Genomic DNA, 26,410 nt, shown 5'->3' with positions numbered 1-26,410 from the left:
CGCTCCCACATTTTGATCTGCAGCATTCTTAAGGGCCGGGGTTACAGAGCCTTTTCGAAGATCTTGGAGTTGCGCTGATAGTTGTACAGCGACGCCCGCGCCGACGGCAGGCGATCCACGCTGCTCGGCACAAAGCCGCGTTCGCGGAACCAGTGTGCCGTACGGGTGGTGAGTACAAAGAGGGTTTTCAAGCCCTGCGCGCGTGCCCGGGTCTGGATACGCTCAAGCAACACATCGCCGCGCGCGCCGTGGCGGTATTCCGGGTTCACTGCCAGGCACGCCAGCTCGCCCGCATCCGAATCCGCGATCTGATACAGCGCTGCGCACGCGATGATCATGCCTTCGCGCTCGACCACGCTGAACTGCTCGATCTCACGCTCCAGCACTTCCCGCGAGCGGCGCACCAGAATGCCCTGCTCTTCCAGCGGGCTGATCAGATCCAGCAAACCGCCGACGTCTTCAATCGCCGCTTCGCGCACCAGTTCGAATTGTTCCTGGGCCACCAGCGTACCGCCACCATCGCGGGTGAACAGTTCGGTAAGCAAGGCGCCATCTTCGGCGTAGCTGACGATGTGGCTGCGCCCTACTCCACCCCGGCAGGCTTCGGCAGCAGCATCGAGCAGTTCGGCTTGATAGTTGCTGCCCAAGCGTTGCAAGTGCGCAGGCACTTGTTGTGGGCGCAATTCACGCACCAGGCGGCCGTTCTCATCGATCAGACCAGGATCGGCGCCGAACAACAGCAACTTGTCGGCACCCAGGTCGATGGCGGCGCGGGTGGCGACGTCTTCGCAGGCCAGGTTGAAGATCTCGCCGGTAGGCGAATACCCCAGGGGCGACAGCAGCACGATGGAGCGTTCGTCCAACAGGCGGTTGATGCCCTTGCGGTCGACCCGGCGCACTTCGCCGGTGTGGTGGTAGTCCACGCCTTCAAGCACGCCGATTGGCCGTGCGGTAACCAGGTTGCCGCTGGCCACACGCAGGCGCGAGCCCTGCATCGGCGAGGACGCCATGTCCATGGACAAGCGCGCCTCGATGGCGATGCGCAGATGGCCCACCGCGTCGATCACACACTCCAGCGTCGCGGCATCGGTGATGCGCAAGCCTTCGTGGTAAGCCGGGGTAAGGCCGCGTGCTTCAAGGCGGGTTTCGATTTGCGGGCGCGAGCCGTGCACGAGCACCAAGCGCACACCCAGGCTGTGGAGCAGCACCAGGTCGTGGACGATATTGCCGAAGTTGGGGTGGTCCACACCATCGCCGGGCAGCATGACCACAAAGGTGCAGTCGCGGTGGGCGTTGATGTAGGGCGAAGCGTGACGAAGCCAGTTGACGTATTCGGGCATAACACCTGGGCCTGTAATAAAAAGCAGCCAAATAAAGGATCAATCGTGAAAGCGCACAGCGGCTGATGGTTATCGTCGGAACAGGCTTGGCGACACGCTCACTCTCCTTATGTACGAATGGGCAGGGGTAAATTTATGCAGGTTTCAGGCAGTAGTGTTCGATCAGTTCCCGCAATAGACGCACTGTAGGCGTCAAGCGTGACATTTCAAGGTATTCGCCCGGCTGGTGGGCGCAGGCAATGTCGCCAGGCCCGAGCACCAGGGTTTCGCAACCGAGGCGCTGAAGATAAGGCGCTTCGGTGCCGAACGCTACTGCTTCGGCACGATGACCGGTCAAACGTTCCGCCACCCGCACCAGCTCGGCGTCTTCGGGCTGCTCAAAGGGTGGCACTGCGGGGAACAACGGCGCGTAGTCGATCTTGACCTTATGCCGCTCGGCCACGGGTTCGAGCTTCTGGCGGATGGCTGCGCGCAGCACCTCGGGGTCCATGCCCGGCAGGGGGCGCAGGTCGAACTCCAGGGAGCACTGGCCACAGATGCGGTTGGGGTTGTCGCCGCCGTGAATGCAGCCGAAGTTCATGGTCGGTTGCGGCACGCTGAATTGTGCGTTGCGGTACTCGCGCTGCCACGCCAGGCGCAGGCCCCGCAGTTCGCCGATGGCGTCATGCATGGCTTCCAGGGCGCTGTGGCCCAGGCTTGGGTCCGACGAGTGGCCGCTGCGCCCGAGGATGTCGATGCGCTCCATCATCACGCCTTTGTGCAGGCGGATTGGCTTGAGCCCGGTCGGCTCGCCGATCACTGCCGCACGACCCAGCGGGCGCCCCGCCTCGGCCAGCGCACGGGCACCGGACATGGAGCTTTCCTCGTCACAGGTGGCGAGGATCAACAGCGGTTGCTTGAAGGGTTGGTCGAGCAGCGGCAACACCGCTTCGATGACCAAGGCGAAGAAACCCTTCATGTCACAACTGCCCAGCCCTACCCAGCGGCCATCGACTTCCGTCAGCTTGAGCGGGTCGGTTTTCCACAACGCCGCGTCATACGGCACGGTATCGCTATGCCCCGCCAGTACCAGGCCACCAGGGCCGCTGCCGAAGCTGGCCAACAGGTTGAACTTACCGGGGCTGACGTGTTGGATATCGATGGCAAAGCCCAGGTCGCCCAGCCAAGCGGCGAGCAGGTCGATCACCGGGCGGTTGCTCTGGTCGAGAGACGCCTGGGTGCAACTCACCGACGGCGCGGCGATCAAGGCGGCGAACTGCTCTTTCATGGACGGTAACGGCATGCGCGGTCTCCCAACTTCCCGGATGAACCTCACTATAGAGGCATCTGCGCAACACAATAAACCGTTGCGGCGCGTTGCCGGGCTCAGTCCTGTACACTGCACGACCTTGGCAGCCACACTTTTCCCCGGCTGCGCTCCCGATCCTGGATTTTCCGGCCATGCAGAAAGAAACCGAAATCAAGCTACGCGTCAGCCGCGAAACACTCGCCGCGCTGCGTGAGCACCCGTTACTGAAAAAACGCAACAAAAGTGGCTGGGAACGCCGTGAGTTGATGAACCAGTACTTCGACACCCCCGAGCGCGACCTGGCCCAGGCCAAGGTTGCCCTGCGCCTGCGCAAGGACGGTGACGACATCATCCAGACCCTCAAGACCCGTGGCCAAAGCGTCGCCGGCTTGTCGGAACGCAACGAATACAACTGGGACCTGCCCAAAGCCAAGCTCGATGTGAAGAAACTCGATGGCGAGTGCTGGCCCGAGCAACTGGCCGAGCTGGACAAAAAGACCCTCAAGCCGATCTTCACCACCGACTTCGTGCGTGAACGCGCCGAAATCGCCTGGGGCCGCGGCAAGGCCAAGGTGGTGATCGAAGCCGCCCTGGACCTGGGCCACGTGGTGGTCGGCAAGCAGAAAGAAGAAATCTGCGAGCTGGAACTGGAACTGCGCGAAGGCGAACCGGCAGCCCTGCTGGAGTTGGCCGCCGAGCTGGCCGCGACCCTGGCCCTGATGCCGTGCGACATCAGCAAGGCCGAACGCGGCTACCGCCTGTATGACGCCAGCAGCTACTCCCTGAGCCTGCCGGCGCCACAGATCCACGCCGAAATGCCATTGGACGATGCCTTCGCCGCGATCTTGTGGCACCTGCTGGGCAGCAGCCAGCGCCTCGCCGAGCAGTACCGCTTCAACGGCCACTGGCGCCTGCTGCAAGACTGGGTCGAGAACCTCGGTGAATTGCGCGCCCTGATCGGCAGCCTCGGCCAGGCCGCGCCGCGCCAATCCACCAGCGAACTGCGCAGCACCCTGGATGCGTTGCTGGAAGACTGGCGCCCGCTGGTCCAGGCCGGTGACGACGATGAAGACATTCGCAAAGCCGCGCCGGAACAGTTCATCGAAGAGCTGCAAGACGTGCGCTGGGGCCTGTTCTCACTCAACCTCTCGCGCTGGTTGCTGGCCCGCACCTGGACAGCCGAACGTAACGTGCGTGGCAACCGCCAGGGCGCTGCGCAAATCACCAACTGGCTGCCACGCCTGTTGGCCGACGACGCCGTCGCCCTGCAACTGCAGCGCTACCAGCAGCAGCCGGAAGATCTTGCCGAGCAACTGCCGCGCATCGAACGCATCCAGGCCTGGCTGCACCATGCGCGCCACGTGGTGGACATTCCGGAGCTGGACCGCTTGTACGGCGAGCTGAACAAGCTGGCGCACCTGGCCAACCAGCCGATTACCGATGAATCCCTGGATGCGCGTATGCATCAGGCGATTGCGGTGTATCAGAATCGTGCCTGGAAGACCCTGCTGCGCCTGTAAGTCCCTCTACCTGTAGGAGCGAGCTTGCTCGCGAAAAACCCGAGAACGATGTGGGGAGCCAGGCTTCCCGCGTTATCGTTAACGATCTTCGCGAGCAAGCTCGCTCCTACAAGCGCAATACTGGCAGGCTGGTGGTGGACTTGATCTCCGACAGCGCCACAATCGAGTTGACCTCCTGAATCCCCGGCACCATCGACAACTTCTCGAAGAAAAACCGCTCATACGCCTCGATATCCGAGGTGACGATACGCAGCAGAAAATCCACCGCCCCCATCAGCACATAACACTCCAACACTTCCGGAAACCCGCGAATCGCCTCGGTAAACTCGGTGAAATTGGAGCGACCGTGAGCGTTGAGTTTGACCTCGGCGAAAATCTGCGTGTTGAGCCCGATTTTCTTGCGGTCCAGCAGGGTGACCTGGCCGCGGATCACGCCCTCTTCCTTGAGCCGCTGAATGCGCCGCCAGCACGGCGACTGCGACAGGCCGACCTGCTCGGCAATCTGTGCGCTGGAGAGCGAGGCATCCTCTTGCAGCAAGGCCAGGATGCGGCGGTCGTAGGCGTCCAACTCAGTGTGCATAAACGTACCTGTTAATAGGCTGATCTTGAATTGATTGAGTCGATTTATCGCCAAACAGGCTCATCTTAGATAAGAAATCTCCCGAGGCGAATGTAAAAATTCCTCCAGTCGAATTTGGAGAGTCAGCATGCACGCCGTCGAAACCGCCTACCCTGCCACCCGCGTCGATGCGTGGGCGGCCAATAGCAGCCACTGCCAGGCGCACTATCACATCGTCGCCGAGGCCGAACCGGACGTGCTGTGCCGGGTGCTCAACTACTTCGCGCTGCAATTGCTCACGCCCACCCAGGTCAGCGTGAACCGGGAAGCCGACCTGCTGAGCATCGATATCGTGATGACCGGCCTGAGCTGGCACCGCGCCCAGGTGATCGGTGAAAAGATTCGAAACCTGATCAGCGTCTGCACCCTGGAGCTGTGGTCGGCTGATTCCGAGCGGCCCCAAGCGCTGGCGGCGATGGCGCAGTAAAAACCTGCAATACACGCGCACGCCAGATCTTCAGCGGTTGGCTAGCCTGGGATTACACCCCAAGCCGCCCAGGAAACCCTGCATGTCCGTCGCCGCTCACGATCACCCCTTGGAACTGCAGCAATTGTTGCCGGCGTTGGTCGAGCAAGGGCTGATCACGGCGCAGGTGGCGCAAAAGGTTGCGCCAGCGTCCGGCAGCCAGCATCCCCTGGAATGCATCGCAGCCCAGGGCCCTTGCCTGGAGACCTTGACCCAATGGCTGGCCCGCCAGGTCGGCCAGCCTTACCTGCGCATCGACCCGTTGAAGATCGACGTGGCGGCCGTGGTGCCCTTGATGTCCCACGCCTTCGCCCAGCGCCACGGCATTCTTGCAGTCGCCGTGGATGCCCGCAGCGTAACGGTCGCCAGTGCCCAACCCCATATCACCGCCTGGGAAGCCGGGCTGTCCCAGGTGCTTAAACGCACGATCAAGCGCGTGGTTGCCAACCCCCAGGATATCCAACGCTGTATCAACGAGTTTTACCGCTTGGCCAAGTCCGTCAGCGGTGCGGATCAAAAGATGACGGCGCCTGGCAATGTCGACTTGCTCAGCCTCGGCGCCAGTGACAAGGAGCCCGATGCCAACGACGCGCATATCGTCAACATCGTCGACTGGCTGCTGCAATACGCCTTTGGCCAACGGGCCAGCGATATCCATATTGAGCCCGGCCGCGACCAGGGCCGGGTGCGCTTTCGCATTGATGGGCTGCTGCATGACGTCTATCAATTTCCCCCGCAGGTCACCATGGCCGTGGTCAGCCGCCTCAAAAGCCTGGGGCGCATGAACGTGGCCGAGAAACGCAAACCCCAGGATGGCCGCGTCAAGACCCGAAACCCTGCGGGTATCGAGGTGGAATTACGGCTTTCGACCCTGCCCACGGCATTCGGCGAAAAGCTGGTGATGCGAATTTTTGACCCGCAGGTGCTGCTCAAGGATTTTGACCAGTTGGGTTTGTCCAACGCCGACCAGCAACGCTGGCACGCCATGACGCGACGCACCCACGGCATCATCCTCGTCACCGGCCCAACCGGCTCAGGCAAGACCAGCACCCTCTACACCACCCTCAGGCAACTGGCGACCCGCGAGGTCAACCTGTGCACGGTGGAAGACCCGATTGAAATGGTCGAGCCGGCCTTCAACCAGATGCAGGTCCAGCACAACATCGACCTCACCTTCGCCAGCGGCATCCGCGCCCTGCTGCGCCAGGACCCGGACATCATCATGATCGGCGAAATCCGCGACCAGGAAACCGCAGAGATGGCTATCCAGGCCGCGCTGACCGGGCATCTGGTGCTCTCGACCCTGCACACCAACGATGCGCCCAGCGCCATCAGCCGCCTAGAGGAGCTGGGCATTGCTCACTATTTGATCAAAGCCACGCTCATAGGCGTGATGGCGCAGCGCCTGGTGCGGGTTCTGTGCAGCCACTGCAAGCGCCCCGTGGGCCAGGAGGACGCTGGCGGCTTTGATGCTGTCGGCTGTGCGCAATGCCGTGACAGCGGTTATCAAGGCCGGGCTGGGCTGTATGAAATCATGCTCATGGACCCAGCCCTTCAGGCGCTGGTCACACCCGGTGCGGACGTACAAGCCCTGCGCCGTGGTGCACTGGCGCAGGGCATGAGCAGCCTGCGCATGGCCGGCATCGAGAAAGTGAAGGCCGGGCTGACCACGATGACGGAGGTATTACGGGTCACGCCAGGGGATTCAGAAACAAATCCTTTGTTTGCGGGGCCATGAAACCGTCTTTATCCGTGACCAGACCGTTACAATCGGCCTAATGTCGTTCACTGACACCTTCAGATAGGGAATCGCTATGCAGATCGGAACCGTACTGCTTCTTTTCGTGGGCTTGGCCATCGCCATCCTGTTCATGGGCTTCAAAGTGGTGCCCCAGGGCTACCAATGGACCGTCGAGCGTTTCGGCCGCTACACCAACACCTTGAAACCCGGCCTGAATATCATCATCCCGGTGATGGACCGAATCGGTCGCAAGATCAACGTGATGGAAAGCGTGCTGGATATCCCGCCTCAAGAAGTCATCACTGCCGACAATGCCACCGTGCAGATCGATGCCGTGTGCTTCTTCCAGGTGGTCAACACCGCCCAGGCCGCCTATGAGGTCAACAACCTCGAACATGCTATCCGCAACCTGCTGCAGACCAATATCCGTACCGTACTCGGCTCCATGGAGCTGGACGCCATGCTGAGCCAGCGTGATGGCATCAACGAGAAACTCCTGCGCACCGTGGATGAAGCCACCGCGCCATGGGGCATCAAGATCACCCGTATCGAGATCAAGGACATCAGCCCGCCCGCCGACCTGATGGCCGCCATGTCCGGCCAGATGAAAGCCGAGCGAATCAAGCGTGCACAGATCCTCGAAGCAGAGGGCCTGCGGGCGTCGGCGATCCTGACAGCGGAAGGCAAGAAGCAGGCGCAGATCCTCGAGGCCGAAGGTAGTCGTCAGGCCGCGTTCCTGGAATCCGAGGCACGTGAGCGTCAGGCCGAAGCCGAAGCGCGGGCAACACAAGTGGTGTCCGAAGCCATTGCGTCGGGCAACGTGCAGGCGGTGAACTACTTCGTCGCGCAAAAATACATCGACGCTCTGGGCAAGCTTGCGTCGGCCAACAACAGCAAGGTCATCCTGATGCCCCTGGAAGCCAGCCAGGTGATTGGCGCCGTGGGCAGTATCGGCGAAATCGTCAAGGCAACCTTCGGCAACCAGAAAGGCTGAGGCCAACACCATGTGGGACTTTTTGCTGCATTTGTCGTTCTGGGACTGGTTGGCACTGGGCACCGTGCTGTTGATTCTCGAGGTGTTCGGTGCCGGAGGCTACCTGCTCTGGATGGGCATCGCCGCCGCTGCCGTGGGCGTGATCAAGTTCGTGTTCCCACCGCTTGGGCTGGAATGGCAACTGCTGCTGTTTGCGATGTTGTCGATACTGACCGCCGTGTACTGGTGGAAACGCCAGCGCAGCAGTGCCAAGGCCAGTGATCAACCGGGGTTGAACGAGCGCGGTTCAGAGCTGGTGGGGCGCATTTTCGTGGTGCATCAAGCCATTGTGGATGGTCGCGGCAAGGTCAAAGTCGGCGATGGGGTGTGGATGGTCACCGGTGCCGACGCCCCCGTGGGCGCTCAAGTCCGCGTGGTTGGGCAGGATGGGGTGATTTTAAAGGTTGAAACTGTTTAGTCAGTGATGGAACTGGATCGGGTTAACTACAATCAAAACGTACAGATAACCCACCGGAGTCACCCATCATGCGTCTCAAATATGCTGTCGCAACCCTCGCTGTGCTTTCCCTACCTGTCGGCTCAGCCATGGCCGATAGCTTCTGGCGTAATGTCATCTCGTCGGGCGCCACCACTGGCTCGACTTACCTGACGTTCAAGGACCACAAGCTGGTGGTCGCGGCCCAGGACGACGCAGGCAGCTTCGTCGCCAGCGACGGCGGCATTCGCGGCCCGTACCTGGAAGCGGCGATGCAGAAGGTCCGCGCCGACAACCCTGGCCTCCAAGCCACGGACATGGAACTGGCTAACGCCATTCTGGCGAAGAATGCTGTCACCGAGTAATAACTGCCCTCATAAAAAATGCCGCTTTTTCAAGCGGCATTTTTTTGCCTGCGGCATGACGAATCGTTCATGGATGACAGGCTATATTCAGTCTCAGCGTGCAACCATGCCCCACTGACACGTGTATTTTTCATCGCCTACCTGAAACGGATGCCTTCTTCGTCATGAGCCAACAGCCTTTCCTGCCGTTTTCCAAACCGACCATTGATGAAACCACCATCGCGGCGGTCGGCGATGTTCTGCGTTCCGGCTGGATCACCAGCGGGCCAAAGGTGCAGGCTTTCGAAGCACAGTTGTCGGAGTATTTTGGCGGCCGTCCGGTGCGCACCTTCAACTCGGGCACCTGCACCATGGAGATCGCCTTGCGCATCGCCGGGATCGGGCCTGGGGATGAAGTCATCACCACGCCAATTTCCTGGGTTGCCACGGCCAACGTGATTCTCGAAGTCGGCGCCACTCCGGTTTTTGCCGACATCGACCCGGTGACACGCAATATCGACCTGGCCCAGGTGGAAGCTGCCATTACCCCGCGCACCAAGGCGATCATCCCGGTCTACCTGGCCGGCTTGCCCCTGGATATGCCGATGCTCTACGCGCTGGCCAACAAGTACAACCTGCGCATTGTCGAAGATGCTGCCCAGGCCCTGGGTTCCAGCTGGGATGGGGAGCGTATCGGCGCAACCGGCGACTTCGTGTCCTTCAGCTTCCAGGCGAACAAGAACATCACGTCGTCCGAAGGCGGCTGCCTGGTGTTGAACAACGCCGAGGAGGCCCGTCTGGCCGAGAAGTACCGCCTGCAAGGCGTCACCCGCAGCGGCTTCGATGGCCTGGATGTGGATGTGCTGGGGGGCAAGTTCAACATGACCGACATTGCCGCCGCCATCGGCCTGGGGCAATTCGCACACATCGAGAAGATCACCACCCATCGTCAGAACCTGGCACGTCACTACTTCAAATGCTTGGGCAGCGATTTCGAAGCCCAATACGGCGCGCAACTGCCGCCGGCCGACTTCGAAAACAGCAACTGGCACCTGTTCCAACTGGTGTTGCCAGAGCGCCAGGATGGCCTGCCGGCCCGTGCAACGTTCATGGAGCAGATGCAGGCCCACGGGGTGGGTATCGGCTACCACTACCCGCCGATCCACCTGCTGAGCCTGTATCGGGCACAGGGTTTCAAGGAAGGCATGTTCCCGGTGGCGGAGCGTGTTGGGCGTTTGATCGTGTCGTTGCCGATGTTCACGGCGATGACAGAGGCGGATGTGGAGCGGGCTGTTGCGGCGGTTAAAGCCGTACTGAACACTCAAGGTTGATGCAGTACAGTGTGGGAGCGGGCTTGCTCGCGAATGCGCAGTGTCAGTCAATACATCAATGACTGAACCACCGCATTCGCGAGCAAGCCCGCTCCCACATTAGCCCGCGCCTGTATTGGGGCAGGCGTTTATTCGCCGATGGCGGCTTTGTAGCCCGCGGCATCCAGCAACTTGTCCAAGTCGGCCTTGTCGCTTGGCTTGAGCTTGAAGATCCAGGCGCCGTACGGGTCCGAGTTCAGCAGCTCAGGGCTGCCACTCAGCTCTTCGTTGACAGCAATCACTTCGCCGGCAACCGGCGAGTAGATATCCGAGGCTGCTTTCACCGACTCAACCACACCCGCCTGGCCTTGCGCTTCAAAATTGGCACCCACTTCCGCCAACTCAACAAACACCACATCACCCAAAGCTTCCTGTGCATGGTCGGAGATCCCGACGGTCACGGTGCCGTCAGCTTCCAGACGGGCCCATTCGTGACTTTCGGCAAAACGCAGGTCGGCAGGGATATTGCTCATAGTCTGTGTCCTCAAGATGAAATGTCAGCGGCCTTCGGCCTGCCGGAATTGGTTAGATCAAGGTTTTGCCATGGCGCACGAAGGTCGGCTTGACCACTCGAACCGGATACCACTTGCCGCGGATTTCCACTTCGGCCCGGTCGGCAGTCGCCGTCGGCACACGCGCCAGCGCAATGGATTTGCTTAGCGTAGGCGAGAAACTACCACTGGTGATCTCTCCTTCGCCAACATTGGCGATACGAACCACCTGATGAGCACGCAGCACACCCCGTTCTTCGAGGACGAGCCCCACCAGTTTGAACTGCACGCCGGCTGCTTTTTCTGCTTCCAGCGCGGCGCGGCCAATGAAGTTACGCTCGACAGGTTCCCAGGCGATGCTCCAAGCCATGTTGGCCGCCAGGGGTGAGACGTCCTGGTGAATATCCTGGCCATACAGGTTCATGCCGGCCTCCAGGCGCAAGGTGTCGCGCGCACCGAGGCCGATGGGGGAAATGCCAGCGCCTACCAGGTCGTTGAAAAAGCCCGGAGCCTGATCGGCCGGCAGCACGATTTCGAGGCCGTCTTCGCCGGTATAGCCGGTGCGGGCGATATACCAGTCGCCGTCGGCCCGGCCTTCGAACGGTTTGAGCTGATGGATCAGGACGCCACGGGACTGGGTCACCAGTTCGGCGATTTTCTGCCGGGCGTGGGGGCCTTGGATGGCGAGCATGGCCAACTCGGAGCGCTCATGCAGGTGCACTGAGTAGCCGCCCAGTTGCGCCTGCATCCAGGCCATGTCCTGATCGCGCGTGGCAGCGTTGACCACCAAGCGGTAACCGGTTTCGGTGCGGTAGACGATCATGTCATCCACCACCCCGCCCTGCTCGTTGAGCATGGCGCTGTACAACGCTCGGCCACAGCCGTGCAGTCGGTCGACATCATTGGCCAGCAGGTACTGGAGCCATTCCTTGGCCTGGAGGCCGGTGACATCGATCACGGTCATATGAGATACATCGAAGACCCCGCAGTCGCGTCGCACCTGATGGTGTTCTTCAACTTGCGAGCCGTAATGCAAAGGCATATCCCAACCGCCAAAATCGACCATTTTCGCGCCGAGGGCGAGATGCAGGTCATACAGAGGCGTACGCTGTCCCATGGGTTTCTCCTTCCGGGCTTGGCGAAGGCGCGCAGAGCTGCCACTTGCGCCGAACACCTTGTATTACAAGGCCCGCAGCCACATACAGCAGGTCGATCCGAAAGACGGAGCGCACCGAATGCCGCGCATTGTAGCCTCAAGCCGTAGGACTGGCACCTAACCGATTTGCCGAGCCGAGCGGCGGATCAGCCCGATGACCGGCAACAAGCCGACCAGCACAAGGGTCAGCGCCGGCAAAGACGCCCGCGCCCATTCGCCTTCACTGGTCATTTCAAAGATCCGCACCGCCAGGGTGTCCCAGCCAAACGGGCGCATCAGCAAGGTGGCCGGCATTTCCTTGAGCACATCCACGAACACCAGCAGCGCTGCGCTCAACGCGCCCGGCAGCAATAACGGCAGATACACTTTGCAAAACAGTCGTGGGCCGCTCACCCCAAGGCTGCGTGCCGCTTCGGGCAATGACGGACGGATGCGCGCCAGGCTGTTTTCCAGCGGCCCGTAGGCCACCGCCAGGAACCGCACCAGATACGCCAGCACCAGTGCCGACAGGCTGCCCAACAGCAAAGGCTTGCCCGCCCCGCCCAACCAGCCGGAGACCGGCACCACCAGCTCGCGGTCCAGGTAACTGAACGCCAGCATGATCGACACCGCCAGCACCGAGCCCGGCAAGGCATAGCCGACATTGGCCAGGCTGATACCGGAGCGAATCGCGCGGGTCGGCGCCAGACGATTTGCAAAGGCCAGTATCAGCGCCACGCTGACCGTGATCAGCGCTGCGATCCCGCCCAGGTAGAGGGTATGCACGATCAGCCCGGTGTAACGCTCATCCAGGTCGAAGCGGCCACGCTGCCAGAACCACGCCACCAGTTGCAGCATCGGAATCACGAATGCACAGGCGAAAACCAGACTGCACCAGGCGCTGGCCGCCACGGCCTTGAACCCGCGCAAGTGGTACAACGCCTTGCCCCGCGGGCGCTCATTGCTCGGTCGGCTGGCCCCGCGCGCGCGCCGTTCGCCATACAGCACCAGCATCACCACCAGCAGCAGCAGGCTGGCCAGTTGCGCGGCGCTGGACAGGCTGAAAAAGCCGTACCAGGTTTTATAGATAGCGGTGGTGAAGGTGTCGAAGTTGAACACCGAGACCGCGCCAAAATCCGCCAGCGTCTCCATCAACGCCAGGGCCACACCGGCACCAATCGCTGGCCGCGCCATTGGTAATGCCACGCGCCAGAACGCTTGCCATGGCGATTGCCCCAGTACCCGCGCCGCTTCCATCAAGCCTTTGCCCTGGGCCAGGAATGCGCTGCGCGCCAGCAGGTAGACATAGGGATAGAACACCAGCACCAATACGATGACCACGCCGCTGGTGGAGCGCACCCGTGGCAAACGCAGCCCGGTGCCGAACCACTCGCGCAGCAGCGTTTGCACCGGCCCGGCAAAATCCAGCAGGCCCACGAACACGAAGGCCAGCACATAGGCAGGGATTGCAAAGGGCAACATCAGTGCCCAATCGAGCCAGCGCCGCCCGGGGAATTCGCACAGGCTGGTCAGCCAGGCCAGGCTGACGCCCAGCAGCGTCACACCCAGGCCGACACCGAGCACCAGGGTCAAGGTGTTGCCCAGCAAGCGGGGCATCTGGGTGTCCCAGAGGTGCGACCAGATTTGTGGGTCGATGCTTTGCCAGGACAGCAGCAGCACGCTCAGCGGCAACAGCACCAGGGCGGCGACGCTGAAGACCGGCAGGTACCAGCGACGTTGGGCGGGGTGGGCCAAGAGCAAACTCTCTGTAAACAGGCTATCTGAAGGCAGACAAAAAACAGTGTGGGAGGGGAAGACCCTGATGCCTGTAGGAGCGAGCTTGCTCGCGAAAAACGTCAACGATACCGCGTGCTTCCTGAATAAACGCGGTGTCTGTGAGTTTTTCGCGAGCAAGCTCGCTCCTACAGGTATTAGGGCTTGCCCCTACAAATTGTACTCAGTTCCAGCCAGCGCGATCCATCAGGCGAATCGCTTCGGCCTGGCGCTTGCCTGCCACTTCCACCGGCAAGGTATCGGCCACGAACTTGCCCCAGGTCGCCACTTCCGCCGATGGCGGTACCGCCGGGTTGGCTGGGAATTCCTGGTTGACGTCGGCGAAGATCTGCTGTGCCTCAGGCGTGGTCATCCACTCCACCAGCGCCTTGGCCGCTTCCGGGTGCGGTGCGTGCTGGGTCAGGCCGATGCCGGAGAGGTTCACATGCACACCGCGATCGCCCTGGTTCGGCCAGAACAACTTCACGGCCAGGTCTGGCTTCTGCTTGTGCAGGCGACCGTAGTAATAGGTGTTGACGATACCCACGTCGCACTGCCCGGCGTTGATGGCCTCCAGCACGGCGATGTCATCGGAGAACACGTCGGTGGAGAGGTTATTCACCCAACCCTTGATGATTTCTTCAGTCTTGGCCGCGCCATGGGTTTCGATCAAGGTGGCAGTCAGCGACTGGTTGTAGACTTTTTTCGCCGTGCGCAGGCACAGGCGGCCTTCCCACTGCTTGTCGGCCAGAGCTTCGTAGGTGGTCAGATCGCCCGGTTTTACCCGGTCGGTGGAATAGGCGATCGTCCGCGCACGCAGGCTCAAACCGGTCCAGGCGTGGGCCGATGAGCGATATTGCAGAGGAATGTTCTTGTCGATCACAGGAGAGGTGAACGGTTGCAGGATGCCCATCTGCTCGGCCTGCCAGAGGTTGCCGGCGTCAACGGTCAGCAGCAGGTCGGCAGTGGCGTTCTCGCCCTCGGCCTTGATGCGCTGCATCAACGGGGCTTCCTTGTCGGTGATGAACTTGACCTGCACGCCGGTCTTTTTGGTGTAGGCGTCGAATACGGGCTTGATCAGCTCGTCGATACGCGAGGAGTAGACCACGACTTCGTCGGCCGCCTGCACGGTGGTGCTGCCGATCAGGGTGAGTGCCAGGGCAGTCAGGAGGCGCTTGGGTGCCAACATGGGTGCGGTCTCTCATTTGCAAATGGAGGGCAAATGATAAGGACTCACATTTGGTAACGCTTGGTGGAGGCGTTACCAGATGTTGCACAGCCATGTTGCAGGCGCTTTTATTCGCCTTTTGTGGGAGCGGGCTTGCTCGCGAAAGCGGAGTGTCAGTTATAGAAATATCAACTGACCCACTGCATTCGCGAGCAAGCCCGCTCCCACACAAGCCCGAACGGATGTACTTAGGTTCAGGGTTTGGCGAGTTCGGGGAGATCGCCCGTCAATCCCAGCGCCTGGCGCACGAACACTGCCTTGGCTTCGGGCATCTGGTCGACGATTTTCAAACCCGCGTTGCGCAACCAGCGCAGCGGCAGTTGATCGGCCTGGAACAAGCGCTCAAAACCTTCCATTGCCGCCATCAGCGCCAGGTTGTGGGGCATACGACGTCGCTCGTAACGGCTCAGCACTTTCACATCGGCCAGGCGCTCGCCGCGCTCGGTCGCTGCCAGCAGCACTTCGGCCAGCACGGCCGCATCGAGGAAGCCCAGGTTTACACCCTGCCCCGCCAACGGGTGGATGACGTGGGCGGCGTCACCGATCAACGCCAAGCCTTCGGCCACATAGCGTTTGGCATGGCGCTGGCGCAACGGTACGCACACACGCGGGTCGGCACTGACCACGGTGCCCAGGCGCCCTTCGAAGGCACGTTCCAGTTCGCGGCAGAAGCGTTCATCATCCAGCGCCATCAGGCGCTCGGACTCAGCGGGCGTGGTCGACCAGACAATCGAGCACCAGTCTTCCTGCCCATCGCGTACCAGCGGCAGGAACGCCAGCGGGCCGGTGTCGGTGAAGCGTTGCCACGCGGTGCGCTGGTGCGGCAGGCTGCTGCGCACGCTGGTGACGATGGCGTTATGCAGGTAATCCCATTCGCGGGTAGGTGTACCGGTCAGGCGGCGTACGGCGGAGTTGGCACCGTCGGCGGCCACCACCAGCGGTGCACGCAGCTTGCGGCCGTCGGCCAGGGTCAGCAACCAGTCATCGCCAGAGCGGCGCATCTGTTCCAGCCGTGCGTTGGCGAGCAGGCCGAGGTCGCAGTCATGCAGGCGATCGAGCAAGGCATCCTGCACCACGCGGTTTTCGACGATATGCCCAAGCACCTCGGCATGCACACTGGCCGCCGAAAAGTGGATCTGCCCGGTGCCGCTGCCGTCCCATACCTGCATTTCGCCGTAGGGGCTGGCACGACGCGAGACGATGCCGTCCCACACGCCCAGGCGCTCAAGAATGCGCTGGCTGGCCGCCGACAACGCGCTCACCCGCGGTTCAAACGCCGCAGCCGGCTCAAACGGCTTGACGCTCAATGGGCTGCCGTCGAGCAGCAGCACCTGCAAGCCACTGCCCTGCAACGCCAGCGCCAGGGCGCTTCCGACCATTCCGGCCCCGACAATCAGCACATCTGCGCGCATGTCCATATTCAAGCCTTGTCTCGTGTGCGGCACAGGCCGCAAGTAAAGGTGTGGTCCGCTTCAAACATCGGAACGCGTACCCAGGCCCATGGCCTGACGGGCGAACCAGCGTTTGGCCGGGGGCAACAGGTCGAGGCCGAGCAAGCCCATATTGCGGCCCAGCGCCACCAATGGCTGAGCACTGCCGAACAGGCGCGTGACCTGGTCGGAGAAGCCTACGGTGAGTTGCTGGTCCAGGCGCTGACGCTCGCGATAGCCTTGCAACGTCGCCAAGTCACCCGGCACCGCCGGCCCGGCCAACAGGGCTTCGGCCAAGGCATTGGCATCGCGCAGGGACAGGTTGAACCCCTGCCCGGCAATCGGGTGCAGGCTGTGGGCGGCATTGCCGAGGACCGCCAGGTGCGAGCGCACTTGTTCCTCGGCTTCCACCAGGGTCAACGGGTACAGGTGACGCGCGCCCACTTGCTTGAGGGTGCCCAGGCGATACCCGAACACGCCCTGCAATTCGCTCAGGAAGCTACGCTCGTCGAGGCTGGCCAGGCGCTGGGCGTCCATGCCGATGCGGGTCCAGACCAGCGCGCAACGGTTGTCCGGCAGCGGCAGCAAGGCCATGGGGCCTTCATCGGTAAAGCGCTCGAACGCCTCGCCATTGTGGGCTTCGCTCGGGGTGATGTTGGCGATCAGCGCGCTCTGGTTGTAGGGCCGGGTTTTCACGCCAATGCCCAATTGCTCACGCAAGCCGGAGCGGCCGCCATCGGCCAGTACCGCCAGGTCGCATTCCAGCACGGTTTCATAATTGAGGGTCAGGCGATAGCCATCGGGCAGCGGCTCCATGCGCGTGACTTCTGCCGGGCAGCGCCAGCTCACCACCTCCTTGTCCAAGCCTTGCCACAGGCATTGGCCGAGCCAGGCGTTTTCCACCACATAACCCAGGGCAGGCACGCCCTCCTCCATCGCGGACAAGCGCGCGGTGGAGAAACGCCCACGGTCTGACACGTGGATCTGCTTGATCGGCTCGGCGCGCCGGGAAATGGCTTGCCACAGGCCCAGCCGCTGGTAAATCTGGCGCGCGCCAAACGACAGCGCAGAAGAGCGCGCATCGTAGCTCGGCTGGTAGCTGTCGCCCGGTGCAAAGGGTTCGATCAGCACGATCTTCCAGCCCCGCGCCTTGGCCCCCGCTTGCAATGCCAGGGCCAGGCTGGCGCCCACCAGGCCGCCGCCGATAATCGCCAGGTGAGCCCGGCTCATCGGGCAGCCGCCATCAACGCTTCGATCTCGGCAACGGTCTTGGGCACCCCGCCGGTCAGGATTTCACAGCCTTGCTTGGTCACTACCACGTCGTCCTCGATGCGCACGCCAATGCCGCGCCATTTCTTTGCCACGTTCTGGTTGTCCGGGGAAATATAGATGCCCGGCTCCACGGTCAAGGTCATGCCCACTTCCAGCACGCGCCATTCACCGCCCACTTTGTACTCGCCCACATCATGCACATCCATACCCAGCCAGTGGCCGGCACGGTGCATGTAGAAGGCGCGGTAGGCTTCGCTGGCGATCAACTCGTCAACGTCACCTTGCAACAACCCCAGCTTCACCAGGCCGGCGGTGATGACCTGCACGGTCGCCTCGTGGGCCTGGTTCCAATGTTTGTTCGGCGCGATCTGCTTGAAGGCGGCTTCCTGGGAGGCCAGCACAATCTCGTAGATCGCCTTCTGCTCGGGCGAAAACTTGCCATTGACCGGCCAGGTACGGGTGATGTCGCTGGCGTAGCAGTCGATCTCGCACCCGGCGTCGATCAGCACCAGGTCGCCGTCCTTGAGCACCGCGTCATTCTGCTGGTAATGCAGGATGCAGCTGTTGCGCCCGGCGGCGACGATGGAGCCATAGGCCGGCATCTTCGCGCCGCCTTTGCGAAACTCGTAATCCAGCTCGGCTTCCAGGCTGAACTCATGCAAACCGGCACGGCTGGCCTGCATCGCCCGCACATGGGCCGCACAGGAAATTCGCGCCGCCTCGCGCATCACTCTCACTTCTGCCGCCGATTTATACAGGCGCATATCGTGAAGCAAATGATCCAGGGCAACGAATTCGTTCGGCGGCTGGGCGCCCAGGTGCGCTTTGGAGCGGATCACGTTGATCCACTCCATCACATGCCGGTCGAACTCGGCATTGCTGCCCATGGCCGAGTACACGCGGTCGCGACCTTCGATCAGGCCGGGCAGGATGTCGTCAATATCGGTAATGGGGAATGCGTCGTCCGCGCCAAAGTCGCGGATCGCGCCCTCGGTGCCGGCACGCAGGCCGTCCCACAACTCGCGCTCGGCATTGCGCTCGCGGCAGAACAGCACGTACTCGCCGTGCTGGCGACCGGGCATCAGCACGATCACCGCTTCGGGCTCGGGGAAACCGCTCAGGTACTGGAAATCGCTGTCCTGGCGGTAAACATGCTCGACATCGCGGTTGCGGATGGCCACGGCGGCGGCCGGCAGGATCGCGATGCTGTTGGGTTCCATCTGCGCCATGAGCGCCTTGCGGCGCCGGGTGTATTCCGCTTTGGGGATATGGATCATGGGCAGATGGGCTTCCTTTCTCAGTGCAGCGACGGCTTGGGCGCGGCGGGCTCAGCGGACTTGCGAGTCTCGGTGAACAGCAGCAGCGGCGCGACACGCAGGTATTCCATGACTTCCATGTAGTCGCCTTCGCCGTCTTCGGATTCTTCCAGGGCATCTTGCACCTGGGAGATGGCCGCCAGGTCCTGCAGCACTTCCTTGGCGTCGGTGCTCAGCTCCAGGCCGCCGGCATTCACGCCGAAACCATGGAGGAAACCCTGGCACCATTGGCCCAGTGCGGCGGCGCGGTCAGCCAGCGGGGCGTCGTCGGTAGGCAGCAGCAGGACCACGGTGACGTCATCACCGGTCAGCTCGCCCTTGACCATTTCTTGCAGGCCGATCAATGCGTTGCGCACATTGTCGGTGGGTTCGGTTTCCAGCAGCTCGGCCACATCGGCCAACCAGGTGTCGGCATCAAAGCCGACACCGGTGCAACTGCGGCCCAACAGCACGCCGTGCAGTTCAGCAGGCGAGCATGGATGGCCGCTGGCGCTCAGCAGTTTGGAAAAAGCATCGTACGGGGAGTTCTGAATGGGCATGGTGAGCTAGGCGCCAGACGGCGCAATGTCTAGAATGGAGCGCTGTATCCTAGCACCGGCAGACGCACCAAGACTATCGAGGGCGTCAGATCGTTTATCCTGCAGTTGCCATTCATCAGACAAATCCAGTGGAACCCAATGGAAGACACCGACCTGCAAGCGCTGATGGCCAGACTCGAACTGCTAATTGATCGGGTCGAGCAACTTAAGAGTCAAAACGGACTCCTATTAGCTCAGGAAAAGACCTGGCGCGAGGAACGCGCTCACCTCATTGAAAAAAACGAAATCGCCCGGCGTAAGGTCGAATCGATGATTTCGCGCCTGAAGGCCCTGGAGCAAGACTCATGAGTTCAAGCAATAGCGTTACCGTGCAGATCCTCGACAAAGAATATTCGATCATCTGCCCCCAGGAAGAACGCAGCAACCTGGTGAGCGCTGCCCGCTACCTGGATGGCAAGATGCGCGAAATCCGCAGCAGCGGCAAAGTGATCGGCGCCGACCGCATCGCCGTGATGGCCGCGCTGAATATCACCCACGACCTGCTGCATAAGCAGGAGCGCCCTGACGTACAGGCCAGCGGCTCGACGCGCGAGCAGGTGCGTGACCTGCTCGATCGCGTGGATCTGGTGCTTTCCACCGATTCAGAAACACCCAAGGGCTGATTGCCGAGCAGGTTTAAGGTATACTCGCCCCACTCCCTGGCGTGTTTGCCAGTCGGCGATGTCCCTGAGCCGATTCGCACTACCCTGGAAGTTGCACGTTGGGCTGGTGTGCATGTCCGCTAGACGGAAAGCCTTAAAGCCTACTGCTTCTTCCACCTTGAACTTTCGGGTTCAAGGGCTAAGTCGACAGCGGCTCTGTCGGGGAGCCTGAATTCCCAAACTCAATGCCAGTCCCCGGACTGGCATTGTTTTATGAGCCGGAAAACCATGACCGAACCTGCGCCGCTATCTCGTCCGCACCTTCGACGCATGTTGCGCAAGGCCCGCCGCGCCCTCACGCCCAGTGAGCAGCGCCAGGCCGCTCACGGTCTGTACCGGCAACTGGCACAGCACCCGCTGTTTCGCCGGGCCAAACATATCTCTTTATATCTGCCCACGGACGGTGAAATCGATCCGCGCCTGCTGCTGCGTGCAGCCCAGCGCCGCGGCAAGGCCACTTACCTGCCGGTGCTCAGCGCCTGGCCGCGCACCAAGATGGTGTTCCAGCGCGTACGCCCTGGGGATAAGTTGTTGCCCAACCGTTTTCGCATCCTTGAACCACGGGTCAATGCCCATCGCCAACGCCACGTCTGGGCGCTGGACCTGGTGTTGTTGCCGTTGGTGGGGTTCGATGATGGAGGTGGGCGCCTGGGCATGGGCGGCGGGTTTTACGACCGCAGCCTGGCCTATCTTGCCCGCCGCCAGAGCTGGCGCAAGCCAACACTGCTCGGGCTGGCCCATGAATGCCAGAAAGTCGAACGCCTGGCGCAGGCAAGCTGGGATGTGCCGTTGGCGGGGACGGTGACCGATAAGCAGTGGTATGTCGCACAAACGCCGCTGGAAACAGCGGCGCCTTAGTGAATGCTTGAGTTAACGCTTGAACGGTTGTGGCTGCTGCTGAGCCAGTTCAACCGGTGCATCGGTCTTGTTCGACCACAGGCTTTGGGCATAACCGGTGGTCACGACGCCCAGACCAAACAAAATAACCAAAATCCATAGTAAATCCGGCTTACGTTGCATCGATTGCCCCCCTTTCAGGCACCTCGTACACGATGACAACAACGTTCCAAAGTAGTCCGTTGCAGCTGCGTCAAGCTTAAAAGCGCGCATTCTGCGGTAACGTGAACCAACACGCAAACCTTGACGCCAACCGACTGTCGGTTTGTCATGCAATTGCCCGACAACTTGCCCAATGCCTTTTTCAGGAGCCCAAAAATGGCCTACTGGCTGATGAAATCCGAGCCCGACGAACTCTCCATCAACGGCCTGGAAAAGCTCGGCGAAGCGCGCTGGGACGGGGTTCGCAACTATCAGGCACGCAACTTTTTACGCGCCATGGCCGTGGGCGACGAGTTTTTCTTTTACCACTCCAGTTGCCCGGAGCCTGGGATTGCCGGCATCGGCAAAATCATCCGGGCTGCCTATCCGGACCCCACTGCGCTGGAACCAGAAAGCCACTATTTCGACGCCAAGGCCACGCCGGAGAAAAACCCATGGAGTGCGATCGATGTCGCCCATGTGCAGACCTTCCCCAAGGTGCTGGGCCTGGGCTATCTAAAGCAGCAAACTGCACTGGCTGAAATGCCGCTGGTGCAAAAGGGCAGCCGGCTTTCGGTCATGGCGGTCACACCGGAGCAGTGGGCCGCGGTCCTACATTTGCTTTAACTGACCTGGCTTCTTGTAGGCGCGAGCTTGCTCGCGAAAAACTCACAGGCGCCGCTTTTATTCAGGCAGCACGCGTTATCGTTGACGTTTTTCGCGAGCAAGCTCGCTCCTACTGGATGATCAGGTTGTTGAACAGCAGGTCTTCCACCACCGGCTTGCCGGTTTCATCGTTCATCACCTGCTGCGTTTGCTTCAACGCCTCTTGGCGCAGCTTTTCCTTGCCTTCCACACTGCTCATGGTCTCGTTGGTCTGCTGGGTAAACAGCGCCACCAGTTGGTTACGAATCAAGGGGTCGTTGGCCTTGACCAGCTTCGCCGCTTCTTCTCCGGTCACGCGCAGGGCAATGTCGGCCTTGTAGACCTTGAGCTTGGCGGTGCCATCCAGGCCGTAATTGCCCACGAACGGCGGGCTCAGGCTGATATAGCTGACCTTTGGCGCCTCGCCCTCTTTGGCTTCTTCGGCCTGGGCTGCCATCGGCAAGGTCAGGGCCAGCATCAACAGGATCCACGCTTTCACAGTTCATTCCTCGAATTCGGTTGCCGGGTAGCATAACGCTAGCAAGGCTGAGCACAAGCTTATGGGGGCTTATCAGGCGTGGGCATGCTCGTTGACCCACGGGCGTACCCTCCTACACTTATCGGCCACGACGCCAAAAGGAATAGTCCGATGAAAGCTGTGCTGTGCAAAGCCTTCGGCCCCGCCGAAACCCTGGTGCTGGAAGAGATCGCCAGCCCGGCGATCAAGAAGAATGAAATCCTGTTGGACGTGCATGCGGCCGGGGTGAATTTCCCGGACACGCTGATCATCGAAGGCAAATACCAGTTCAAGCCGCCCTTTCCATTCTCACCCGGTGGCGAAGCGGCAGGCGTGGTCAGCGAGGTAGGTGAGAAAGTCAGCCACTTGAAAGTCGGTGACCGCGTGATGGCGTTGACAGGCTGGGGCAGCTTTGCCGAGCAGGTCGCGGTGCCCGGCTATAACGTGCTGCCAATCCCGCCGAGCATGGACTTCAATACCGCCGCCGCTTTCAGCATGACCTACGGCACGTCCATGCACGCACTGAAACAACGCGCCCACCTGCAACCCGGCGAGACCTTACTGGTACTTGGCGCGTCCGGCGGCGTGGGCCTGGCTGCCGTAGAGATTGGCAAGGCCATGGGCGCCCGGGTGATTGCCGCCGCCAGCAGCGCCGACAAACTCGCAGTCGCCAAGGCCGCCGGTGCCGATGAGCTGATCAACTACAGCGAAGCCAGCCTCAAGGATGAGGTCAAGCGCCTGACCGATGGCAACGGCGCTGATGTGATTTACGACCCGGTGGGTGGCGACCTGTTTGACCAGGCCATCCGTTCGATTGCCTGGAACGGTCGGCTGTTGGTGGTAGGTTTTGCCAGTGGGCGTATTCCTGAACTGCCGGTGAACCTGGCGTTGCTCAAGGGCGCAGCGGTGGTCGGGGTGTTCTGGGGCTCGTTTGCCCAGCGCCAGCCACAGGACAATGCGGCGAATTTCCAGCAATTGTTCACCTGGTATGGCGAGGGCAAGCTCAAGCCATTGGTGTCGCAGGTGTATCCGCTGGAGCAGGCTGCGCAGGCGATCAATGATCTGGGGCAGCGCAAGGCGGTGGGTAAAATAGTTGTCCAAACCCGATAACACACCTGAAATGCAATCCATGTGGGAGCTGGCTTGCCTGCGATAGCGGTGGGTCAGCTGCTACAGATGAACCTGAAAGATCGCCATCGCAGGCAAGCCAGCTCCCACAGTGGTTACTCAGTGGTCTTAGGACCTAATCACGCCCACAACTTATCTATTAGCGACATGTTCGTAAAAGAACATGCAATTGCTCGCGTTTCCTGTGTTTGCGGATAAGAGGCGATGCTATTTTCGGTAACGAAACTGTAACATTCGCATCCGCAGTCAAAACAAGAAATTTGGAGCTCTTGAATGTTTGCTTTCTTTCGTCCTGCCGCACACCAGGCGCCCCTGCCTGAAGAAAAAATAGACAGTACCTACCGACGACTGCGCTGGCAGATCTTCGCGGGTATTTTCTTCGGTTACGCCGGCTACTACCTGCTGCGTAAAAACTTCTCCCTGGCCATGCCCTACCTGATCGACGAGGGTTACACCCGTGGCGAACTGGGCCTGGCGATGTCGGCGATTGCGATTGCCTACGGCTTGTCCAAATTCCTGATGGGCCTGGTGTCCGACCGCTCCAACCCACGCTATTTCCTGCCCTTTGGCCTGCTGGTTTCGGCGGGGGTGATGTTCATTTTCGGTTTCGCACCTTGGGCAACGTCCAGCGTGACCATGATGTTCATTTTGCTGTTCATCAACGGCTGGGCCCAGGGCATGGGCTGGCCGCCAAGTGGGCGGACCATGGTGCACTGGTGGTCGCAGAAAGAACGCGGCGGCGTGGTGTCCGTGTGGAACGTGGCGCATAACGTCGGCGGTGGCTTGATCGGCCCGCTGTTCCTGCTGGGCATGGCGTGGTTCAACGACTGGCATGCAGCGTTCTACGTGCCGGCCACCGTGGCCCTGGCAGTGGCGGCGTTTGCCTTCATCACCATGCGCGACACCCCGCAATCGGTGGGCCTGCCGCCTATCGAGAAATACAAGAACGACTACCCAGAAGGCTACGACGCCAGCCACGAAGACGAATTCAGTGCCAAGGAAATTTTCGTCAAATACGTGCTGCGTAACAAAATGCTCTGGTACATCGCCTTTGCCAACGTGTTTGTCTATCTGCTGCGCTACGGCGTACTGGACTGGGCGCCGACCTACTTGAAAGAAGCCAAGCACTTCACCGTCGATAAGTCGTCCTGGGCGTACTTCTTCTACGAGTGGGCAGGTATTCCGGGCACGCTGCTATGCGGCTGGATGTCGGACAAGATCTTCCGTGGCAACCGCGGCCTGACCGGCATCGTGTTCATGGCGTTGGTGACCGTGGCGACCCTGGTTTACTGGCTCAACCCGCCGGGCAACCCGATGATCGACATGATTGCGCTGTTCTCCATCGGCTTCCTGATCTACGGCCCGGTGATGCTGATCGGCCTGCAGGCGCTGGAGCTGGCACCGAAGAAAGCCGCCGGCACCGCAGCAGGCTTCACCGGCTTGTTCGGTTACCTCGGTGGTTCGGTAGCCGCAAGTGCCGCCATGGGCTACACGGTTGACCACTTCGGCTGGGACGGCGGTTTTGTACTGCTGATCAGCGCCTGTGTACTGGCGATCGCATTCCTGATCCCTACGCTGTGGCACACCAACAGTGTCAGCTCGGCGCGCTAACCGCCCGGACAATCCTTGGCACAACGCTTGAGCCGCGCCTCCAGGTTTTTATCTGGCATGGCGTGGCTACGCAGGGCGTTCACGGTCTGCTCGACATAATCGCGAGTGGTGCCGTAACGCCCGCAAGCGCTTTGCAGTACATGGTTAAGCACGATATCGGGCAAGTTGCCGGCATAGCTGGGCAAATGCCGCTCCAACACAAACCCCAACGCCTGCACGGTACTGCCATCTTCCAATCGGCAGCTGAGCCAGTGCGGCCGGTAAGAGGGGTAAGGCATCTCGCGCTGCCACAGGGCATACAGCGAGGCCTCCAACTGGTCTTCCGGCAAACGGTAGGCAAACCCGCTGCAGGAACCACCGCGATCCAGCCCGAACACCAACCCCGGCAACTCCGGCGTACCCCGATGCTCATGGGACCACAGGTACAAGCCCCGGTGATAACCGTGGACCCGCGCCCGTACGCGTTCGGTGGATGAACATTCAGGGCGCCAGATCAGCGAACCATAAGCAAATAGCCACACCGGCCCACCCTTATGCCGAGCCATGGTGGCTTGCATCGAGCTCATTAACTGTTCGTGGGTGAGTTGCGGCCCAAGATCGAGTCGCGGAGGGTAAGCCAATTGCAGAAGATCGGTTTCAATGACGGTCATGGCGAAATGCGGTGCGCCCCCTGTGTGTTACCAGTTGTAAGCGACTTTACCGTAATAAAACGCAGCGCTGTAACCGTACGGCGAAAAAGTCCCACTGGGCATAATCAACGCCCACCACTCGTCAGGATCTGCACGGTTAATCCCGCTACTGTCAGCCCCGGTTCAGCCTGGGCGGGCGCCAAGCCGTCAAAATAGCGCGCACACAACGACCCACTTAGCCGTTCATCACATCGACTATCGAGGTCGCCCCATGAAAAAATTTCGATTGCCTGGGCTGTTGTTCCTGGCCCAAGCCACCACCGCCCTGGCGAGCGAAACCCCACCCGCCAACGACGACAAAGGCTTCTGGTACGCCCAGACCAGCGTCTACACCCGGCACTTCGCGCCAGACCCAGAGCACAACAACAATCAGGACTTGATCGGCCTGGAACGCAACGAGGCATCGGGCCTGCTGTACGGTGGGGTGACTTTTCGCAACTCGTTCCGCCAGCGCTCGTACTACGCCTATGTGGGCAAGCGCTATGACATGGCCGACTATCCGGTGTATGCAAAATTGACCGGCGGGCTGCTCCAGGGCTATCGCGGCGAGTACCGCGACAAGATCCCGTTGAACCGATTCGGCGTGGCGCCGGTGATCATTCCATCGGTGGGCACGCATTACGGGCCGGTGGCGGCTGAGTTGGTATTGCTCGGGTTCAACGCGGCAATGGTGACAACTGGAGTGCGCTTCTGACACAGCACAGTCCCCGGTGGGAGCTGGCTTGCCTGCGATAGCGGTG

The 26,410-nt window shown here is 61.2% G+C and carries 28 protein-coding genes and 1 other RNA gene; 15 read left to right on the top strand and 14 right to left on the bottom strand.

The window, feature by feature from the left end; genetic code table 11:
- Window positions 1-41: 41 nt before the first annotated feature.
- Window positions 42-1,340: an amino-acid N-acetyltransferase gene (gene argA / locus CRN80_RS10290; protein WP_003195273.1), complete on the bottom strand. Its 1,299-nt coding sequence runs from the start codon at window positions 1,338-1,340 to the stop codon at window positions 42-44.
- Between the two features lie 133 nt (window positions 1,341-1,473).
- Window positions 1,474-2,622: an acetylornithine deacetylase gene (argE, locus tag CRN80_RS10285; protein WP_032894625.1), complete on the bottom strand. Its 1,149-nt coding sequence runs from the start codon at window positions 2,620-2,622 to the stop codon at window positions 1,474-1,476.
- Between the two features lie 158 nt (window positions 2,623-2,780).
- Between argE and CRN80_RS10280 the strand changes: the two genes are divergently transcribed.
- Window positions 2,781-4,148, top strand: coding sequence for an inorganic triphosphatase (locus CRN80_RS10280; protein WP_096144045.1), 1,368 nt, complete (start codon window positions 2,781-2,783; stop codon window positions 4,146-4,148).
- A gap of 106 nt (window positions 4,149-4,254) precedes the next feature.
- On the opposite strand, the gene CRN80_RS10275 is transcribed toward CRN80_RS10280, so the two are convergent.
- On the bottom strand, window positions 4,255-4,728 hold the full coding sequence (locus tag CRN80_RS10275) for an Lrp/AsnC family transcriptional regulator (protein ID WP_032894624.1): 474 nt from the start codon (window positions 4,726-4,728) through the stop codon (window positions 4,255-4,257).
- A gap of 127 nt (window positions 4,729-4,855) precedes the next feature.
- On the opposite strand from CRN80_RS10275, the gene CRN80_RS10270 reads away from it, so the two are divergent.
- From CRN80_RS10270 to CRN80_RS10245, 6 genes are all read left to right on the top strand, one after another.
- Window positions 4,856-5,194 (top strand): hypothetical protein, encoded by a 339-nt coding sequence (locus CRN80_RS10270; RefSeq protein WP_032894623.1) that lies wholly within the window; start codon window positions 4,856-4,858, stop codon window positions 5,192-5,194.
- An 82-nt stretch (window positions 5,195-5,276) separates the two neighbouring features.
- Window positions 5,277-6,971, top strand: coding sequence for a GspE/PulE family protein (locus CRN80_RS10265; RefSeq protein WP_098950084.1), 1,695 nt, complete (start codon window positions 5,277-5,279; stop codon window positions 6,969-6,971).
- A 76-nt stretch (window positions 6,972-7,047) separates the two neighbouring features.
- Complete coding sequence (locus tag CRN80_RS10260; RefSeq protein WP_098950083.1) at window positions 7,048-7,968, top strand: SPFH domain-containing protein; 921 nt, start codon at window positions 7,048-7,050, stop codon at window positions 7,966-7,968.
- A gap of 10 nt (window positions 7,969-7,978) precedes the next feature.
- Window positions 7,979-8,425 carry an NfeD family protein gene (locus CRN80_RS10255; RefSeq protein ID WP_098950082.1) on the top strand — a complete coding sequence of 149 codons (447 nt, stop codon included), beginning with the start codon at window positions 7,979-7,981 and terminating at the stop codon, window positions 8,423-8,425.
- A 68-nt stretch (window positions 8,426-8,493) separates the two neighbouring features.
- The gene (locus CRN80_RS10250) at window positions 8,494-8,808 is read left to right on the top strand and encodes a DUF2388 domain-containing protein (protein WP_003176799.1); all 315 of its coding nucleotides are present in this window, start codon (window positions 8,494-8,496) and stop codon (window positions 8,806-8,808) included.
- Window positions 8,809-8,972: 164 nt separating this feature from the next.
- Window positions 8,973-10,118, top strand: coding sequence for a DegT/DnrJ/EryC1/StrS aminotransferase family protein (locus CRN80_RS10245; protein WP_098950081.1), 1,146 nt, complete (start codon window positions 8,973-8,975; stop codon window positions 10,116-10,118).
- Window positions 10,119-10,246: 128 nt separating this feature from the next.
- Here CRN80_RS10245 and gcvH read toward each other — a convergent pair whose 3' ends face one another.
- From gcvH to CRN80_RS10205, 8 genes are all read right to left on the bottom strand, one after another.
- The gene (gcvH, locus tag CRN80_RS10240) at window positions 10,247-10,630 is read right to left on the bottom strand and encodes a glycine cleavage system protein GcvH (RefSeq protein WP_032894619.1); all 384 of its coding nucleotides are present in this window, start codon (window positions 10,628-10,630) and stop codon (window positions 10,247-10,249) included.
- A gap of 52 nt (window positions 10,631-10,682) precedes the next feature.
- Window positions 10,683-11,765 carry a glycine cleavage system aminomethyltransferase GcvT gene (gcvT, locus tag CRN80_RS10235; protein ID WP_032894618.1) on the bottom strand — a complete coding sequence of 361 codons (1,083 nt, stop codon included), beginning with the start codon at window positions 11,763-11,765 and terminating at the stop codon, window positions 10,683-10,685.
- Window positions 11,766-11,921: 156 nt separating this feature from the next.
- Window positions 11,922-13,538 carry an iron ABC transporter permease gene (locus tag CRN80_RS10230; protein ID WP_098950080.1) on the bottom strand — a complete coding sequence of 539 codons (1,617 nt, stop codon included), beginning with the start codon at window positions 13,536-13,538 and terminating at the stop codon, window positions 11,922-11,924.
- 202 nt (window positions 13,539-13,740) lie between these two features.
- Complete coding sequence (locus tag CRN80_RS10225) at window positions 13,741-14,745, bottom strand: extracellular solute-binding protein (protein ID WP_047712039.1); 1,005 nt, start codon at window positions 14,743-14,745, stop codon at window positions 13,741-13,743.
- Between the two features lie 233 nt (window positions 14,746-14,978).
- Window positions 14,979-16,196, bottom strand: a complete 1,218-nt coding sequence (locus CRN80_RS10220; protein WP_169918547.1) for a 2-octaprenyl-3-methyl-6-methoxy-1,4-benzoquinol hydroxylase — start codon at window positions 16,194-16,196, stop codon at window positions 14,979-14,981.
- 60 nt (window positions 16,197-16,256) lie between these two features.
- Window positions 16,257-17,444, bottom strand: coding sequence for a 2-octaprenyl-6-methoxyphenyl hydroxylase (ubiH, locus tag CRN80_RS10215; protein ID WP_098950078.1), 1,188 nt, complete (start codon window positions 17,442-17,444; stop codon window positions 16,257-16,259).
- The gene (pepP, locus tag CRN80_RS10210; RefSeq protein WP_098950077.1) at window positions 17,441-18,763 is read right to left on the bottom strand and encodes a Xaa-Pro aminopeptidase; all 1,323 of its coding nucleotides are present in this window, start codon (window positions 18,761-18,763) and stop codon (window positions 17,441-17,443) included. The genes ubiH and pepP overlap by 4 nt, the downstream gene beginning before the upstream one ends.
- 20 nt (window positions 18,764-18,783) lie before the next feature.
- Window positions 18,784-19,341, bottom strand: a complete 558-nt coding sequence (locus CRN80_RS10205; protein WP_098950076.1) for a YecA family protein — start codon at window positions 19,339-19,341, stop codon at window positions 18,784-18,786.
- A 138-nt stretch (window positions 19,342-19,479) separates the two neighbouring features.
- Between CRN80_RS10205 and CRN80_RS10200 the strand changes: the two genes are divergently transcribed.
- The 4 genes from CRN80_RS10200 to CRN80_RS10185 all read left to right on the top strand — a co-directional run bounded on the left by CRN80_RS10200 (window position 19,480) and on the right by CRN80_RS10185 (window position 20,900).
- Complete coding sequence (locus CRN80_RS10200) at window positions 19,480-19,689, top strand: TIGR02449 family protein (protein ID WP_003177365.1); 210 nt, start codon at window positions 19,480-19,482, stop codon at window positions 19,687-19,689.
- Window positions 19,686-20,003: a cell division protein ZapA gene (locus CRN80_RS10195; RefSeq protein ID WP_098950075.1), complete on the top strand. Its 318-nt coding sequence runs from the start codon at window positions 19,686-19,688 to the stop codon at window positions 20,001-20,003. The genes CRN80_RS10200 and CRN80_RS10195 overlap by 4 nt, the downstream gene beginning before the upstream one ends.
- Window positions 20,004-20,033: 30 nt before the next feature.
- Window positions 20,034-20,212, top strand: a non-coding RNA gene (ssrS, locus tag CRN80_RS10190) — 6S RNA.
- A gap of 58 nt (window positions 20,213-20,270) precedes the next feature.
- A complete protein-coding gene (locus CRN80_RS10185; RefSeq protein ID WP_098950074.1) occupies window positions 20,271-20,900 on the top strand; it encodes a 5-formyltetrahydrofolate cyclo-ligase in 630 nt (209 codons plus the stop codon).
- A 12-nt stretch (window positions 20,901-20,912) separates the two neighbouring features.
- Here the strand turns inward: CRN80_RS10185 and CRN80_RS31195 are convergent, their stop codons facing one another.
- Window positions 20,913-21,062 (bottom strand): hypothetical protein, encoded by a 150-nt coding sequence (locus CRN80_RS31195; protein WP_010207387.1) that lies wholly within the window; start codon window positions 21,060-21,062, stop codon window positions 20,913-20,915.
- A 195-nt stretch (window positions 21,063-21,257) separates the two neighbouring features.
- Between CRN80_RS31195 and CRN80_RS10175 the strand changes: the two genes are divergently transcribed.
- On the top strand, window positions 21,258-21,707 hold the full coding sequence (locus tag CRN80_RS10175; RefSeq protein WP_032894608.1) for an EVE domain-containing protein: 450 nt from the start codon (window positions 21,258-21,260) through the stop codon (window positions 21,705-21,707).
- Window positions 21,708-21,816: 109 nt separating this feature from the next.
- On the opposite strand, the gene CRN80_RS10170 is transcribed toward CRN80_RS10175, so the two are convergent.
- The gene (locus tag CRN80_RS10170) at window positions 21,817-22,224 is read right to left on the bottom strand and encodes a flagellar basal body-associated protein FliL (RefSeq protein WP_003195317.1); all 408 of its coding nucleotides are present in this window, start codon (window positions 22,222-22,224) and stop codon (window positions 21,817-21,819) included.
- Between the two features lie 150 nt (window positions 22,225-22,374).
- Here CRN80_RS10170 and CRN80_RS10165 point away from each other — a divergent pair, with 150 nt between their 5' ends.
- Together CRN80_RS10165 and glpT are read left to right on the top strand one after the other, a co-directional pair.
- Entirely contained in the window at window positions 22,375-23,352 is a 978-nt protein-coding gene (locus CRN80_RS10165; RefSeq protein ID WP_032894606.1) for an NADPH:quinone oxidoreductase family protein, read from the top strand.
- A 291-nt stretch (window positions 23,353-23,643) separates the two neighbouring features.
- Complete coding sequence (glpT, locus tag CRN80_RS10160; RefSeq protein ID WP_032894604.1) at window positions 23,644-24,981, top strand: glycerol-3-phosphate transporter; 1,338 nt, start codon at window positions 23,644-23,646, stop codon at window positions 24,979-24,981.
- Here the strand turns inward: glpT and CRN80_RS10155 are convergent.
- Window positions 24,978-25,631: a gamma-glutamylcyclotransferase gene (locus CRN80_RS10155; protein ID WP_098950073.1), complete on the bottom strand. Its 654-nt coding sequence runs from the start codon at window positions 25,629-25,631 to the stop codon at window positions 24,978-24,980. The genes glpT and CRN80_RS10155 overlap by 4 nt on opposite strands.
- A gap of 250 nt (window positions 25,632-25,881) precedes the next feature.
- Here CRN80_RS10155 and CRN80_RS10150 point away from each other — a divergent pair, with 250 nt between their 5' ends.
- Window positions 25,882-26,364 carry a hypothetical protein gene (locus CRN80_RS10150; protein ID WP_032894600.1) on the top strand — a complete coding sequence of 161 codons (483 nt, stop codon included), beginning with the start codon at window positions 25,882-25,884 and terminating at the stop codon, window positions 26,362-26,364.
- The last annotated feature ends 46 nt before the right edge of the window (window positions 26,365-26,410 follow it).

Origin of the sequence: Pseudomonas sp. FDAARGOS_380 (genome assembly GCF_002591235.1) — a bacterium.
Classification (GTDB): Bacteria; Pseudomonadota; Gammaproteobacteria; order Pseudomonadales; family Pseudomonadaceae; genus Aquipseudomonas; species Aquipseudomonas salmasensis.
The sequence above is the reverse complement of the archived record's forward strand: the minus strand, read 5'-3'. Positions and strand labels throughout refer to the sequence as shown.